This window comes from Nocardia sp. NPDC004718, from assembly GCF_053601535.1.
In genome coordinates, this window is the sequence record NZ_JBSGCA010000022.1 from 56,952 (window position 1) to 73,034 (window position 16,083).

The following is a 16,083-nucleotide window of genomic DNA, read 5'->3' on the forward strand; positions in this document are numbered from 1 at the left end:
ACGGCGCAGGTCAGAATGGACCGGTGTCTGCTCTGAATGTCCACCGGTTCGGTCCGACGACGGGACCGGTGGTGCTCGCCCTGCACGGTGTGACCGGTCATGGCAAACGCTGGGAGGACCTGGCGACCCGGCATCTGCCCGACGTGCGGGTGCTCGCACCGGATCTGCGCGGGCACGGTCGCTCGACCTCGCTGCCGCCGTGGAACTTCGAGACCATCGTCGCGGACCTGGTCGAATTGGTCACCGCCGAGGCGGACGGCCCGGTCGTGGTCGTCGCGCACTCCTTCGGCGGCGCGTGCGCGCTGCACCTGGCCCATCGGCATCCCGAACTGGTGCGCACACTGGTGCTGCTCGATCCGGCGATCGCGCTGGAGCCGGAATGGCTCAACGAGATCGCGCTGTCCACCCTGGTCTCGGCCGACTACGACAGCGTCGACCGCGCGCGCCAGGACAAACTCGACACCGGCTGGGGCGATGTGGAGCCGCGATTGCTGGAAGCCGAACTCGAGGAACACCTGATGCCAACCGCCGACGGGCGCTTCGGCTGGCGGATGAGCCTGCCCGCGATCAACTCCTACTGGGGGCAGTTGGCCCGCCACTGGGTGCTTCCGCCCGCCGACCTGCCGACCGTGCTGGTGCAGGCGATGAAAGTGCACCCGCCGTTCGTCACGCCGGAATTCCGCGCGGCGCTCACCGAGCACATGGGCGCGGGCCTGACCGTGCTCGAATGGAACTGCGATCACATGGTCGCCCAGGCGTATCCGGCCCAGACCGGCGAACTCGTGCGCTCGGTGCTCTGAGCCGATGCCGACCACCGACGCCCAGATCGAGCAGGTGCGCGCCCTGGTGGCGGCGGTTCCGCCCGGCCGGGTGGTCACCTACGGCGACATCGCGGCGGCCGCCGGTTTGTCCACGCCGCGCACGGTGGGCTGGATCATGCGCACCGACTCGGCCGATCTGCCCTGGCATCGGGTGCTCGGCGCGAGCGGCCGTCCCGCCGCCCACCTGGCTCGTCGCCAGCTGCGCCTGCTGGCCGAAGAGGGCGTGCCGATCCGGGACGGACGCGTCGACCTGCGCGCCGCACGCTTCTCGCTGCCCGATCTCCCCGGCCACTGAGCGCCGCTTTCCGAAATTCCTCCGTGCCGGAATGGCGGCCAGTACCGTTGATCCATGCCCACCCGCCTGGCATGTGTCGTGTTCGACGCCGACCGGCCGCGTCCGGTCGCGGATTTCTGGGCCGAACTGCTGGGCTGGAGTGTCACCCTCGACCGCCCCGACGAGGTGAACGTGGCGGCTCCCGACGCCGACGGCGGCGACCTGGCGCTCACCTTCCTGCCCGCGATGCGGGCCAAGGTCGGCAAGAATCGCCTGCACCTCGATCTGGCCACCCGCTCGCTGGACCACCAGCGCACCCAGGTGGACCGGGCGCTGGCCTTGGGTGCGCGCTCGATCAACATCGGGCAGGGCGCGGTGCCGTGGGCGGTGCTCGCCGATCCGGAGGGCAACGAGTTCTGCGTGCTCGAACCGAGGGAGGAGTACGTGGACACCGGAGCCGTCGCGGCGGTCGTGGTCGACACGCGCGATCCGCAGCGCCTGGCCGAATTCTGGTCGACCGCCACCGGCTGGCCGTCCATGCGGCGCGGCGAGCGGCTGGCCGGATTACGCGCACCGACCGGACTGGGCTCCTGGCTGGAGTTCGTGCGCACGCCCGATGCGGGGTCGGGCCGGACCAGACTGCGCCTGGATCTCACCTCGTTCCCGGCCGACGACCGGGCCGCCGAGGTGGCCCGGCTGCACGCGGCGGGCGCCACCTCCATCGACCGCGGCGCTCCGGCTCCCGACCGCGATACCGACCTCGTGCTCGCCGACCCGGAGCTCAACGAGTTCCGGCTGCTGCCACCGGCCCGCTTCTGGTCGAACGCCTGATCGACGCCGTCCGCTCCCCGGCTTCCCCACGGTGACGAATTAGCATGGCCGCCATGGTGTACCTGACTCCGGGTCGTGGCGTGTGACGACCGCCGACGCGATCGTGCTCGCGGGCGGCCGGGCCAGCCGGATGGGCGGCGTGGACAAACCGGCCATCGTCATCGGCGGCCGTTCCATGCTCGAAGTGGCGCTCGCCGCTGTCGCCTCGTGCGCGCAGACGGTGGTGGTCGGACCGCACCGCCCCGAGTTGGCGCCGGAGATCACGCAGGTTCGCGAGGTGCCGCCCGGATCGGGTCCGGTGGCGGCGATCGACACGGGGCTGCGGGCCCTCGGCTCCGCCGCCCCGCTGGTCGTGGTGCTTGCCGCCGACCTTCCGTTCCTGTCGCCGTCGGCGATCGCGGAACTCATCCGGCACGCCACCGAATCGGGGGCGGACGCGGTGTTCGCGGCCGACGAGTCGGGTCGGCCGCAATACCTGATCGGGGTGTGGCGGCGTTCCGCACTGGCGGCCGCGCTGGACGAGCTCGACGCGCTGATCAATCAGCCGATGAAGGCGCTGGTGCCCGCAGCAGCCGGGATCATCCCGCTCTCCGGCGTCGGCGACTGCGACACCGAAGAGGAGGTGCGACAGGCCAGAGCGGCGGTGGACGCGCCACGACAGCAACCGCCGCTCGAGCTCGGCGACGCACGAAACCTGCTGCGCACCAGACTTTCCCGGCTTACCGCGTATGAAGCCGACCTGGGTTCGGTGATCGGGGCCGCGCTCGCGGGCCCACTGACGGCCGCCGGGCCGCTGCCTCGCTTCGACGTCTCGGCGATGGACGGTTACGCGGTGGCGGGCGACGGGCCGTGGCGCCTGCGCCGCGACGTCGGCTTCGCGGGCGGACGGCGTCCGGTGGGGCTGCTGCCGGGCGAGGCGGTGCGCATCGCCACGGGCGCGCACGTCCCCGACGGCACCACGGGCGTGCTGCGCGACGAGTTCGTGCACGTCGCCGACGAAACGCTGTACCGCCTGCCGGACACCCCGCTGCGCGACGACATCCGCCGCCGCGGCGAGGACCGGGCGGCCGGTGATCCGGTCGCGCCGGAGGGGGCGCCGGTCACCGCGGCGCTGGTCTCCGCGGCCGCGAGCGTCGAGGTCACCGCCGCGCCGGTGCGCGGCCCGGTCCGCGCGCACGTCGTCATGACCGGTGACGAGATCCGCAGCGAAGGTCCGCTACAGGCGGGGCAGACCCGCGATTCGATCGGCCCGGTCCTGCCGGAACTGCTGGCCGGTTACGGCATTCGCACCACCGATCGGGTGCACCTGCGCGACACTCCGCACGGATTCGACGAGGTCCTGACCGTCGCGCCGGATTGCGACCTGCTGGTGATCGTCGGCGCGACCGGCGGCGGGGCGGCCGACCAGCTCCGTGCCGCCCTGACCCGCGCCGGAGCCGAGATCGTGGTGCCGCGGCTGCGGCTGCGGCCGGGCGGTTCCACCGTCGTCGCCCGACTCACCTCCGGCACCACGGTGCTCGGCCTGCCGGGCAACCCGTTCGCCGCCGTCGCGACGCTCATGGCGCTGGCACCCGCGATCGTCGAGGCCCGCACCGGCGCGCTCCCCACCCGCCCGCTGCGCGGACCGCTGCACAACGCCGCCGAGATCGCCGGGCAGGCGACGCGCATCGTTCCGGCTCGCGCCGCCGAGGAAGGCGGATGGATCGGCGACCCGGTCGTCCGGACGGCACATCTGGGCGGCCTGATCGACCGCGACGGCCTGGTGGTCGTCCCGCCCGATGCCGGGGACGGCGCGATCGTCGAATTCCTGCCGCTGCGCTGACCCCTTCGGCCTGCGGGTGCGTCGTGGACCGAACGAAATTGGTTGCGGGCCTTGGCTTCAGCGAGATCGAGTGGGCGCGCAATACGGGGGTGCGCCGATGCTCGGCCGACGTCGATCCGAAGCCTCTGCGGTGCAGCGGGTTTCGTTGTCACGGGAACCTGCACGCGCACTCCTTTGCGGCAGCGGAGTCGAATGCGATATACGTCGGCGGAGCGATCAACGAGGCAAATAAAACGAACGCCTGACCGCCGTTTTCATCCGGTCCACCCGGCATCGACCTGGCCGGAAGAAAAAGTCGAACTGAACTGGATTCATTACTGAATGCAGGGCTCAATAGCGCTTTTACCAGCGGAAACGCAACAAGAGAGCCGCTCGGAGCCATATTTTTCATTTCCTCTTCCACAGGCCATTCCCGCTCGCTATCGTGTGTTCGTTAGGCGAATATCAATCCCCCGGAAAGGACCGAGTGGAGATGACTGAAAAGTCGAAGAAAACGCCTAAGAAAATGCCGAAGCAGATGCCGAGGCAGCAGCAGCAACAGCGCCAAGAGCAGGACGTCCGCGAGGGCGCTGACATGGAAGGCCGTCGGGGCAACCGGTCCGAGATGCCCGACCGGCGCGGCGAGCAGGAGCGCCGCCGCTAGCTGATCTGCGCCACCCGCGCCGCCGGCCCCACCTCCTCCCGGGACCGGCGGCCGCGGTCGTTTTCAGGCCCTGTGCTTACCCCGGAGGTAATTGCCACCCCGCGCGAGGCGGACCTACCGTCGGTTCGACGCCATCTCCGGCGTCGTCGAACGAAGGAATCCACCCGCCATGTCCGCCTATGGCTTCGCCCACCTCCGCAGTCGCAGGCCGCATCCCGACATCCTCGAATACCTGGAGCGCATCCAGGCCACCTTGGACCCGTTCGGCGGCCGCTTCGTCATCCACGGGTCCCCTGCCGAGGTCGTGGAAGGCGACTGGCCCGGCAGCATGGTGCTGATCGAGTTCCCCGGGATGGCCGAGGCGCGGGAGTGGTATCACTCGCCCGCTTATCAGGAGATCCTGCCGCTGCGCGCCGATCACATCGACGGCGACCTGCTGCTCATCGAGGGCGTCGGCCCCGACTACGACCCGCGCGAACGCGCCGCCAAACTGCGCGCCGGGGCGGCCTGACGCGATTTCGGCTCGCCGTCCGGCGTCCGATACCGTTGACCAGGCACGACCCGGTTCGACGCGAAGGATGCGCCTGATGGACGACAGCTCACTGGTCTGGGACGACGGCACGCTCGTCACCATCGACCAGCGCGGACTGCCGCACGAGGTGCGTGAGCTGCGGCTGAGCACCGTCGACCAGGTCATCGACGCGATCAAGACGCTGGCCATTCGCGGCGCGCCCGCCATCGGCATCGCGGGCGCGTTCGGCGTCGTCCTCGCCACCGCCGCGCACACCGTAGGCGGCGTGGTGGACGAGACCGCCGCACAGGCCGAGGCGGATCGGATCGCGGCGGCGCGACCGACGGCGGTCAACCTGGCCTGGGCGGTGCGGCGGGTCCGGGCGAAGGTGGGCCGGGGCGCCGACGCGGTCCTCGCCGAGACCCTCGACATGCTGGCCGAAGACGGCCGGGTCAACCGGGCCGCCGCCACCAACGCCGCCGACCTGGTGCAGCGCCTCTGTCCGGACCGGCCGCTGCGCGTGCTCACCCATTGCAACACCGGACGGCTCGCGACCAGTGCGTTCGGCACCGCCATCGGCACGCTGCGGGTGCTGTCCGAGCGCGGCGCGATCGAGCAGGTGCTGGTGGACGAGACCCGCCCGCTGCTGCAAGGCGCCCGCCTGACCACGTGGGAACTGGCCGAGGCGGGCATCCCGCACCGGCTGACCATCGACTCGGCCGCCGCTTGGGCGATGGCGACCGGACAGGTCGACTGCGTGCTGGTCGGTGCCGACCGGGTCACCGCCAACGGCGACGTCGCCAACAAGATCGGCACCTACGGTCTCGCGCTCGCCGCCCGTCATCACGGCATCCCGTTCGTCGTGGTGGCCCCGGAGTCGACCCGCGACCTCTCGATGGCCACCGGCCGGGAGATCGTGGTGGAGGAACGCGCGGCGGCCGAGGTGACCGGATTCGGCGGTGTGGCAACGGCTCCCGCGCACACTCGGGTCTTCAACCCGGCCTTCGACGTCACGCCCGCCGATTTGGTGACCGCGGTGGTCACCGAAGAGGGTGTGGTGCACCGGTCCGATCGGTCGCCCGGCGCGGAAATCGCGGACGTCGCCCGCGAGCTGTACCGGCGCGGCTGGATGCCGGGTACGGCGGGCAATATCTCCGTGCGCACCGGCGCCACCGCCGTGGTCACCGGGAGCGGGCTGTCCAAAGGGGAGCTCACCGAGCGCGACATGGTCACCGTGCGCGTCGCGGACTCCGCGCCGGTGGCCGATCAGGGGCGCAAACCCTCCGCGGAGACGACGATCCACACCGCCGTCTACCGGGCCCGTCCGGCGCAAGCGGTCGTGCACATCCATCCGCCGTTCGCCACGGCACTGGCCACCCGCTCGGCGACGCCGGGAACGCTCGGCACGCTGCGGATCACCGACTACGAGTTGATCAAGGGACTCGGTGGCGGCGATCCGGCCGTCGCGGACATCCCGGTCTTCCCGAACTGGCCCGAGGTGCCGCGCATCGGGGCCGACATCGAGCGCTATCTCCTCGACCACCCCGACGCGCTTCCGGTCCTGGTCATCGCCGGGCACGGGATCACCGCGTGGGGCGATGACCTCGCCCGGGCGCGCGATCGCGCCGAATGCCTGGAAGCATTGTGTGAGCTGGTGTGCCGCACCGGTAGTCCGGCGGCGTTCGGCCAGCGCGACGATTTTCTCGAGATTGGACTGACATGACCCTGCTGCAGGTGATGGCCGCCGGCGACGCGGCCGACGTGCGCGTACGCACCAGCGACGACGAGACTATCGGCACCGAGCTGGCGAAGCACGGCATCACGTTCGGCCGCTGGCCGGTGGTGGAGGACGCCGCGTCGGTGCCGTCGGAGGAGTTGCTCGCGCACTACGAGACGAACGTCGCCGAACTGAACGAGACCGGGCGCTACAAGCACATCGACATCGCCCGCATCCACCCCCACGACGCCGACCCGCAGTGGCCGGAGATCGCCAAGGGCGCCCGCGGGAAGTTCCTCGACGAGCACCGCCACGCCGAAGACGAGGTGCGTTTCTTCGCCGCCGGGCGCGGTTGCTTCTACCTGCACCTGGGCGAGGAGGTTCTCGCGGTGGTCTGCGAAGGCGGCGATCTGCTCTCGGTTCCGGCGGGCACGCTGCACTGGTTCGACATGGGCGAGCGGCCCGACTTCATCGCCATCCGCTTCTTCGAGGAGGAGGACGGCTGGGTCGGCGACTTCACCGGCGACAAGATCAGCGCGGGCTTCCCCACCCTCGACGAGCTGCTCACCGCGCCGTGATCGACGCCGTCGTCGTCGATATCGAGGGCACCACCAGCCCCACCGCCGCGGTCCGCGAAGACCTGTACGGCTACACCCGCGAGCGGCTTCCGGAGTGGCTGGCCGAGAACAGCTCCGCGGCCGCGGCGCCCGTGCTGGCCGCGACCAGGCAGCTGGCCGGTCGGCCGGACGCGGACCCGGCCGAAGTCGCCGCGATCCTGCGCGGGTGGCTCGACACCGACGTCAAGGCCGAGCCTTTGAAGACCGCGCAGGGTGTGGTCTGCGCGGAGGGTTTCCGCAGCGGCGCACTGCACGGCGAGTTCTTCCCCGACGTGCCACCGGCCCTGGCCGCGTGGCACGCCGCGGGTCTCGCGCTGTACGTGTACTCCTCGGGATCGATTCGCAATCAGCAGGATTGGTTCGCCTTCGCGCGCGGAGGCAGCCTGTCCGGCCTGATCAGCGGGTACTTCGATCTGTCGACGGCGGGCGGAAAACGCGAGTCATCCTCCTACGACAAGATCGCGGGTGCGATCGGCACACCGGCCGAGCGGATCTTGTTCCTGTCCGATCACCCGGACGAGCTGGACGCCGCCCTCGCCGCCGGATGGCGAGTCGTCGGGCTGGCCCGTCCCGGCGAGCCCAATCCACCACGACCGCCGCACCGCTGGGTCGACACGTTCGCCGACATCGACCCCGCCGAACAGGTCTGATTGCGCAGACAACCTCCTCGGAACCGCGACCACTTTCGGCCGGATCGACCCGCCGCGCGTCGGTCCGTATGCCGACGTCGATTCCGCCCAACGTGGGCCCCGTTGCGAGAGGACGGCGTACCGCGAGTCGGCAGCCGTTCCACCACCGCACGGCCGATCCGTCGTCCACCGCCGGTTGTCACGAGCGACAGTGTCATCCGGCGGATGGTAGCCGGACCGGCGACGCCACCCTGACCCGGCCGAGGCGACGGCGGACCGGACGGAGCCTGGAGCACAGTGCAATTGATCGACGACGGGCGAATTTTCAGCGAATTGTGATTGCGATGACAATATATTGTCACCGAGCCGCGAGCGAAACTCGCCGGGACACTTGAAAAATGCCCCACGGAAGATCGATCCAATGTGTTAACAAATGTAAAGCACTGGAGAACCCGCCGTTTCCAAAGCATCACCGACATGCGTGCGGACGGACTCCCCGGATCCGATTTTGTCCAGTTCAGAGCCGTTTGCCCCTGGTCGGCCCACCGGATGCCGCCCGATAGCACCGCGCTACCGTGACCGTGACGTTGCGCCGATCTCACAACTCACCACCCTGCCGAATTGGCTGTGAGAAAGACGTTTGGTCAGCCGTGCGTGCCTCTTTACAGTCGGAACATCAACCCGACCGCACAGCTCGAAGGGGACGTCGTGGTTAATTCGCGTACCCAGGGTCATACACCCTCCGCCCCGGCCACCGACGCCGGGGACGCGCTCCTGCGGCTGGGGAAATATTTCCACCGGGGCGAGATATCGTCCGATCGGCGGACGCTGCACAAGGTCGGCGGTCGCAGCGCCGACGAGTTCTACCGGGATCGCTGGTCGCACGACAAGGTGGTGCGTTCCACGCACGGCGTGAACTGCACCGGGTCCTGTTCGTGGAAGATCTACGTCAAAGACGGTGTGATCACCTGGGAGTCGCAGCAGACCGACTACCCCTCCGTGGGCTCGGACAAGCCGGAGTACGAGCCGCGCGGCTGCCCGCGCGGCGCGTCGTTCTCCTGGTACACCTATTCGCCCGCCCGGGTGCGCTACCCGTACGTGCGCGGCACGTTGCTGGAGCTGTACCGGGAAGCCAAGTCCCGGCTCAAGGACCCGGTGCTGGCCTGGGGCGAGATCGTCGAAGACCCCGCGAAGGCGCGCAGCTACAAGGCCGCGCGGGGCAAGGGCGGGTTCGTCCGCGCCGAGTGGTGGGAAGCAGCCGAGATCGCCGCTGCCGCACACGTTTACACGATCAAACAGTACGGCCCGGACCGGGTGGCCGGGTTCTCGCCGATCCCCGCCATGTCGATGGTCAGCCATGCCGTCGGCGCCCGCTTCATCTCTTTGCTCGGCGGCTCCATGCTGTCGTTCTACGACTGGTACGCCGACTTGCCGGTGGCCTCGCCACAGGTGTTCGGCGACCAGACCGACGTGCCGGAGTCCGCGGACTGGTTCGACGCGGGCTATCTGATCATGTGGGGCTCGAACGTGCCGGTCACCCGGACGCCGGACGCGCACTACATGACCGAGGCCCGCTACCGGGGCCAGAAGGTGGTCGTGGTCTCCCCCGACTACGCCGACAACACCAAATTCGCCGACGAGTGGGTGCCCGCGCGTCCCGGCACCGACGCCGCGCTGGCCATGGCGATGGGCCACGTGGTGCTGAAGGAGTTCTTCGTCGAGAAGTCGACGCCGCGATTCCTCGACTACATCAAGCGCTACACCGATCTGCCGTACCTGATCACGCTGGACGAGCGCGACGGGGCCTACCTGCCCGGCAAGTTCCTCACCGCCGCCGACCTGGGCCGCACCGGCGAGGGCGTGGAGTTCCAGACGGTGCTGCTGGACGCGCAGGCGCAGCCGGTGGTGCCGAACGGGTCGCTCGGTCATCGGTTCGGCGAAGCGGGAACCGGGCGGTGGAATCTCGATCTCGGGGACGTCGATCCCCTCTTGAGTCTGTACGGCCGCACCGACGATGCTGCGGCTGTACAGATTCCCCGCTTCGACAGCGACGTTCCCGGCGTGCTCGTGCGCGGCGTGCCGACCACCACCGTCGCGGGCAAGCGGGTCACCACGGTCTTCGATCTGCTGCTCGCCCAGTACGGCGTCGGCCGCGACGGACTGCCCGGCACGTGGCCCAGCGGCTACGACGACGCTACCGAGCCCTACACCCCGGCCTGGCAGGAAGCCATCACCGGCGTGCCCGCGGTGCAGGCCCAGCGCATCGCGCGGGAGTTCGCCGACAACGCCGACCGTTCCGGCGGCCGCTCGATGATCCTGATGGGCGCGGGCACCAATCACTGGTTCCACTCCGATCAGATCTACCGCGCGTTCTTCACCCTCACCCTGCTGACCGGCTGCCAGGGCGTGAACGGCGGCGGCTGGGCGCATTACGTCGGGCAGGAGAAATGCCGCCCGGTCACCGGCTGGTCCACCTTGGCCTTCGGCCTGGACTGGCAGCGCCCGCCGCGGCAGATGCAGGGCACCGTGTTCTGGTACCTGACCAACGACCAGTGGCGCTACGACCCGTTCACCGCCGAGTCGTTCGCCTCTCCGCTCGGCACGGGCAAGTTCGCCGGGCGCACGGCCGCCGACAACATCGCGCTGGCCAGCCGGCTGGGCTGGATGCCGAGCTACCCCACCTTCGACCGCAACCCGCTCGACCTGGTCGACGAGGCCGAGGCCGCGGGCAAGACCGCGCCGGAGCACGTGGTGGACGGGTTGCAGTCCGGCGACCTGAAATTCGCCTGCGAGGACCCGGACGCGCCGGAGAACTTCCCACGCTGCCTGACCGTGTGGCGGGCGAACCTGCTCGGTTCCTCCGGCAAGGGCAACGAGTACTTCCAGCGCCACCTGCTCGGCGCCGACTCCAACCTACAGGGCGCCGAAGCCACCGGCGTGCGGCCGCAGGAGCTGAACTGGCGGGAGACCGCCGCCACCGGCAAGCTCGATCTGCTGCTGTCGCTGGACTTCCGGATGACCAGCACCACGCTGTTCTCCGACATCGTGCTGCCCGCCGCCACCTGGTACGAGAAGCACGACCTGTCCTCCACCGACATGCACCCGTTCGTGCACGCGTTCTCCCCGGCCATCTCGCCGCCCTGGGAGGCCAAGACCGACTTCGACGCCTTCCACCGGATCGCGCGCGGCTTCTCCTGGATGGCCGAGAAGCACTTGGGCAAGCGCAAGGACATCGTCGCCGTTCCGTTGCAGCACGACTCGCCGGACGCGACGGCGCAGGCGGGCGGCCGCGTGCTGGACTGGAAAGCCGGTGAGTGCGAGCCGATTCCGGGCAAGACCATGCCGAAGCTGGTCGTGGTCGAACGCGATTACCCGAAGATCGCGGAGAAGATGGCCGCGCTCGGGCCGCTGGTCGACACGCTCGGCGTCACCACCAAGGGCGTCACCACCTATCCCGACCAGGAGGTCGAGTACCTAGCCGGGGTGAACGGCACGGTCGTGTCCGGTGTCGCGCAGGGCCGCCCGTCGCTGGCCAAGGACACGCACGCGGCCGAGGCGATCCTCGCGCTGTCGGGCACCACCAACGGCAGGCTCGCGGTGGAGGGCTTCCACGCGCTGGAACGCCGCACCGGAACGAAACTGGCCGACCTGGCCGCCGAGCACGAGGGCAAGCGGATCACCTTCGCCGACACCCAGGCGCGCCCGGTGCCGGTGATCACCTCGCCGGAGTGGTCGGGCAGCGAGACCGGCGGACGCCGGTACTCGCCGTTCACCATCAACACCGAGCGGCTCAAGCCCTGGCACACGCTCACCGGGCGGCAACACTTCTACCTCGACCACGACTGGATGATCGAGCTCGGCGAGCAGCTGCCGATCTTCCGTCCGCCGCTGGACATGACCGCGCTGTTCCACGAGCCCTCGATCGGCGAGGTCGGCGAGAGGGGCGTCACGGTGCGTTACCTGACGCCGCACTCGAAATGGTCGATTCACTCCGCCTACCAGGACAATTTGCACATGCTCACGCTCTCGCGCGGCGGTCAGACGATCTGGATGTCCGATCGCGACGCGGCGAAGATCGGCGTGGCCGACAACGACTGGATCGAGGCGATCAACCGCAACGGCATCGTGGTGGCTCGCGCCATCGTCAGCCATCGGATGCCGGAGGGCACGGTGTTCATGTACCACGCCCAGGACCGCGCGGTGGACGTGCCGCGTATCGAGGGCCTCGGCGAGGACACCAAGGGCCGGGGCAAGCGCGGCGGCATCCACAACGCGCTCACCCGCATCATGATCAAGCCCTCGCATCTCATCGGCGGCTACGCGCAGCAGTCCTTCGCGCTGAACTACCACGGCCCCACCGGAAATCAACGCGACGAGGTGACCACGATTCGCAGGCGCTCGCAGGAAGTGGAGTACTGACATGGGTGAGTGCGGCACGCGGGCACCATCCACCGACGCGAGAAAGCGGTACTGACATGCGCGTCATGGCACAGCTGGCCATGGTGATGAACCTGGACAAATGCATCGGCTGCCACACCTGCTCGGTCACCTGCAAGCAGGCGTGGACCAACCGCGGCGGCACCGAGTACGTCTGGTTCAACAACGTGGAAACCCGCCCCGGGCAAGGCTATCCGCGGCAGTACCAGGATCAGGAGAAGTGGAAGGGCGGGTGGACGCTGAACAAGCGCGGCAAGCTCACCCTGAAGTCCGGCTCCCGGCTGAAGCGGCTGCTGAATATCTTCGCCAACCCGGATCTGCCCACGGTCGAGGACTACTACGAGCCGTGGAGCTACGACTACGACAACCTGCTGTCCTCGCCGCCGGTCGACACGACGCCCGTCGCGCGGCCCAAATCGCTGATCACCGGCCAGGACACGCAGGTCACCTGGGGCGCGAACTGGGACGACGACCTCGGCTCCGGCCCCGAGCAGGTCGGCAAGGACCCGCTGCTGGCCAAGCTGTCGGAGCAGGTGAAACTGGAGTTCGAAGAGACCTTCATGTTCTACCTGCCCCGCATCTGCGAGCACTGCCTGAACCCCTCCTGCGCGGCGTCCTGCCCCTCCGGCGCGATCTACAAGCGCGCAGAGGACGGCATCGTGCTGGTGGATCAGGACAAGTGCCGCGGCTGGCGGCAGTGCGTGTCGGGCTGCCCGTACAAGAAGATCTACTTCAACCACAAGACGGGCAAGGCGGAGAAGTGCACCTTCTGCTACCCGCGCGTGGAGGTCGGCATCCCGACGGTGTGCTCGGAGACCTGCGTCGGGCGGCTGCGCTACATCGGCGTCATGCTCTACGACGCCGACGCGGTGCTCGAGGCCGCGTCGGTCACCGACGACAAGGATCTGTATCCGTCCCAGTTGGGGGTGTTCCTCAATCCCCATGACCCGCGGGTGATCGCGGAGGCGGAGCGGGCCGGGATCTCGCCGGAATGGATTCAGGCCGCCCAGGATTCGCCGGTCTACAAACTGATCGTGGACTACCAGATCGCGCTGCCGCTGCATCCGGAGTACCGCACCATGCCGATGGTCTGGTACGTGCCGCCGCTGTCGCCCGTGGTCGACGTGCTCAGCGAGACCGGCCACGACGGCGAGAACGTGTCCAACCTGTTCGGCGCGATCGACGCGCTGCGCATTCCGGTGGAGTACCTGGCCGAGCTGTTCACCGCGGGCGAAGTAGGGCCGGTGCGCGCCGCCTTGCAACGCCTGGCGGCCATGCGTTCGTTCATGCGGTCGGTCAACCTCGGTGAGGAGCCCGATCCCTCGATCGCACCGTCGGTGCGGCTGGAGCCCGAGGAGATCGAGGCGATGTACCGGCTGCTGGCCATCGCCAAGTACGAGCACCGCTACGTCATCCCGAGCGGCGCGGGAGCCCGTGCGCACGAACTGGATTCGCTCGCCACCGGGTGCAGCCTGGACACCGAAGGCGGTCCTGGCATGACGGCGTTCGATCAGATGGTGGAGAAGTTCCACCTCACCGACGCCAACGACGCCGCGCCGGAGCAGAAGTCGTCCCGGATCAACCTGCTGAACTGGGACGGCAAGAGCACCGAGGGCCTGGTGCCGAGCGACGGCAACGGCAACGGCAACGGATCGAGTAACGGCCACGCGAACGGTGCGGGCAACGGGCACGCGAACGGTGCGGGCAACGGGCACGGTCCGGACAGCGCCGTCTCCGGTGATCCGGCCTCCGCGCCGAGTGGAGCAGGGCGATGAGCCTACTGAAGCTGCGCCGCCGCCCGGAAGCGGTGGTCGAACTCGCGCAGCGCGACCGTCAACTGGTATGGCGAATCGCCGCGCTGCTACTGGACTACCCCACCGCGCAGACACTGGCCTTGATCGACCAATTGACCAGCGCCGCAGCTGATCTGCCCGACGAGGTACGCGCACACCTGAGCGAATGCCTCGACTACCTGCGGACCACCCCGCCGCTGGAACTCGCGGCCACCTACGTCGCGACCTTCGACATGCGCCGCCGCGCCAGCCTGCACCTGACCTTCTACGCCTACGGCGACACCCGCAAGCGCGGAATGGCGTTGCTGCGGTTCAAACACGCCTATCGGCACGCCGGTGTCGAACTCGGAGACGAGGAACTGCCCGACCATCTGCCGGTGCTGCTGGAGTTCGCCGCCACCGTCGACCCGATCGGCGGCGAACGGCTGCTCGGCGAGCACGTTCCGGTACTCGAGCTGCTGCGACTCTCGCTGTCGGACAACAACTCTCCCTACGCGGGAGTGCTCGCCGCGATCGGGGCGACGCTGCCGCCGCCCACCACGGCCGACCGCAGGCGCATCGCCGAACTCGCCGCCCAAGGCCCGCCCGAGGAGGAAGTCGGCCTGGAGCCCTTCGCGATGGATCCCTCCCTGTTCGACGGATCGGAAGGCCGACGATGAACGCATCCCCGCATCTGCCGGTCTCGCTGTGGTCGATCCTGCCGTACGTCGCGTTCACCTCCTTCGCGCTCGGGCACCTGTGGCGCTACCGCAACGACCAGTTCGGCTGGACCACCCGTTCCTCGCAGATCTACGAGAGCCGCCTGCTGCGGCTGGGCAGTCCGCTGTTCCACTTCGGCATGCTCGGGGTGTTCGGCGGGCACGTGCTCGGCGTGCTCATCCCGGAGTCGTGGACCTCGGCGGTCGGGATCTCCGAGCACGTCTATCACGTGGTCGCCGTCGCGGCGGGGTCGCTGGCCGGGCTGGCCGTGCTGGCCGGTGTCGGCATCCTGCTCTACCGGCGATTCACCGTTCCCGCCGTCCGCAAGGCGACCACGGGCAACGACAAGCTGATGTACGGGCTGCTGACCGCCGCACTGGTCACCGGCCTGCTCAACACCTGGGGCAGCAACCTGCTGTGGGGCACCTACAACTATCGCGAGACTGTCTCGCCCTGGTTCCGCAGTCTGTTCACGCTCACCCCGCGACCCGAGCTCATGGTGGACACCCCGTGGACCTTCCAACTGCACGGGCTGGTCGTGCTCGCCCTGATCGGGCTGTGGCCCTACACCCGGCTCGTGCACATGTTCAGTGCGCCGGTCGGCTACCTGGTGCGGCCGTATGTGGTCTACCGCAGCAAGGAATACGACGCCCCTGACAAGCGTCGCTACGCCCGCGCGTGGGACGCGGCCGTGACCCCCGAACGCTGGCGCTGACGACGCCGTCGCGCGAGACCCCGCCCTGACAACGGCGTCCGGGCGGGGTCTTCGGCGTTCGCCGCGGGTCGGTCCGATCAGGCGTTGTCGTAGGCGTCCTGGAGAGCCGCGAGATCGAGCTTGGACATCGACCGCAAGGCGGTGCCGACGGCGATCGTCTTGGCCGGATCGTCACCGCTCATCAGCTTCGGCAGCGCCGAGGGCACCACCTGCCAGGACAGGCCGTAGCGGTCTTTCAGCCAGCCGCACGGGCCGGGTTCGCCACCGTCGGCGGTCAGTGCCTCCCACAGCCGGTCGACCTCCTTTTGGGTGTCGACGACCACCTGCAGCGACGCGGCGTCCGTTTGCGGGTGGCCGGGCCCGCCGTTCATCAGCGTGACCGCCTGACCGTCCAGGTCCAGCGAGACGATGAACGCCGAGCCGTCGGAGTTGCGAGAGACCTCGACCACCCGCGAGTTGGGAATCACCGCCGCGTAGCGCGCGGCGGCCTCCTCGGCGGCGTTGTCGAACCAGAGGAACGTGTTGACGGACATGATGTGCTCCTGTGCTGTGGTGTGACCTGCTGTCACCTACC

The 16,083-nt window shown here is 69.2% G+C and carries 14 protein-coding genes; 13 read left to right on the top strand and 1 reads right to left on the bottom strand.

Annotation, left to right across the window (positions count from 1 at the left end; translation table 11 throughout):
- The first annotated feature begins 23 nt into the window (after positions 1–23).
- The 13 genes from ACWEH3_RS18415 (at position 24) to narI (ending at position 15,509) form a co-directional block, all read left to right on the top strand.
- The gene (locus tag ACWEH3_RS18415; RefSeq protein ID WP_450026732.1) at positions 24–800 is read left to right on the top strand and encodes an alpha/beta hydrolase; all 777 of its coding nucleotides are present in this window, start codon (positions 24–26) and stop codon (positions 798–800) included.
- A gap of 4 nt (positions 801–804) precedes the next feature.
- The gene (locus tag ACWEH3_RS18420) at positions 805–1,116 is read left to right on the top strand and encodes an MGMT family protein (RefSeq protein WP_450026730.1); all 312 of its coding nucleotides are present in this window, start codon (positions 805–807) and stop codon (positions 1,114–1,116) included.
- Between the two features lie 54 nt (positions 1,117–1,170).
- Positions 1,171–1,926 (top strand): VOC family protein, encoded by a 756-nt coding sequence (locus ACWEH3_RS18425; protein ID WP_450026728.1) that lies wholly within the window; start codon positions 1,171–1,173, stop codon positions 1,924–1,926.
- An 82-nt stretch (positions 1,927–2,008) separates the two neighbouring features.
- Positions 2,009–3,748, top strand: coding sequence for an NTP transferase domain-containing protein (locus ACWEH3_RS18430; protein WP_452358356.1), 1,740 nt, complete (start codon positions 2,009–2,011; stop codon positions 3,746–3,748).
- A 472-nt stretch (positions 3,749–4,220) separates the two neighbouring features.
- Positions 4,221–4,391 carry a hypothetical protein gene (locus ACWEH3_RS18435; protein ID WP_450021611.1) on the top strand — a complete coding sequence of 57 codons (171 nt, stop codon included), beginning with the start codon at positions 4,221–4,223 and terminating at the stop codon, positions 4,389–4,391.
- A gap of 169 nt (positions 4,392–4,560) precedes the next feature.
- Positions 4,561–4,902, top strand: coding sequence for a DUF1330 domain-containing protein (locus ACWEH3_RS18440; RefSeq protein WP_450021613.1), 342 nt, complete (start codon positions 4,561–4,563; stop codon positions 4,900–4,902).
- A gap of 76 nt (positions 4,903–4,978) precedes the next feature.
- Complete coding sequence (mtnA, locus tag ACWEH3_RS18445; protein WP_450021615.1) at positions 4,979–6,625, top strand: S-methyl-5-thioribose-1-phosphate isomerase; 1,647 nt, start codon at positions 4,979–4,981, stop codon at positions 6,623–6,625.
- On the top strand, positions 6,622–7,197 hold the full coding sequence (locus ACWEH3_RS18450) for a 1,2-dihydroxy-3-keto-5-methylthiopentene dioxygenase (protein WP_450021617.1): 576 nt from the start codon (positions 6,622–6,624) through the stop codon (positions 7,195–7,197). Before mtnA ends, ACWEH3_RS18450 begins: the two co-directional genes overlap by 4 nt.
- The gene (gene mtnC, locus ACWEH3_RS18455) at positions 7,194–7,886 is read left to right on the top strand and encodes an acireductone synthase (RefSeq protein ID WP_450021619.1); all 693 of its coding nucleotides are present in this window, start codon (positions 7,194–7,196) and stop codon (positions 7,884–7,886) included. Before ACWEH3_RS18450 ends, mtnC begins: the two co-directional genes overlap by 4 nt.
- 687 nt (positions 7,887–8,573) lie before the next feature.
- On the top strand, positions 8,574–12,284 hold the full coding sequence (locus ACWEH3_RS18460) for a nitrate reductase subunit alpha (protein WP_450021621.1): 3,711 nt from the start codon (positions 8,574–8,576) through the stop codon (positions 12,282–12,284).
- A 65-nt stretch (positions 12,285–12,349) separates the two neighbouring features.
- A complete protein-coding gene (gene narH / locus ACWEH3_RS18465; RefSeq protein WP_450021723.1) occupies positions 12,350–14,077 on the top strand; it encodes a nitrate reductase subunit beta in 1,728 nt (575 codons plus the stop codon).
- On the top strand, positions 14,074–14,754 hold the full coding sequence (narJ, locus tag ACWEH3_RS18470) for a nitrate reductase molybdenum cofactor assembly chaperone (protein ID WP_450021623.1): 681 nt from the start codon (positions 14,074–14,076) through the stop codon (positions 14,752–14,754). Before narH ends, narJ begins: the two co-directional genes overlap by 4 nt.
- Positions 14,751–15,509 carry a respiratory nitrate reductase subunit gamma gene (gene narI / locus ACWEH3_RS18475; protein ID WP_450021625.1) on the top strand — a complete coding sequence of 253 codons (759 nt, stop codon included), beginning with the start codon at positions 14,751–14,753 and terminating at the stop codon, positions 15,507–15,509. The genes narJ and narI overlap by 4 nt, the downstream gene beginning before the upstream one ends.
- A 77-nt stretch (positions 15,510–15,586) precedes the next feature.
- Here the strand turns inward: narI and ACWEH3_RS18480 are convergent, their stop codons facing one another.
- Entirely contained in the window at positions 15,587–16,042 is a 456-nt protein-coding gene (locus ACWEH3_RS18480; protein ID WP_450021627.1) for a VOC family protein, read from the bottom strand.
- Positions 16,043–16,083 lie beyond the last annotated feature (41 nt).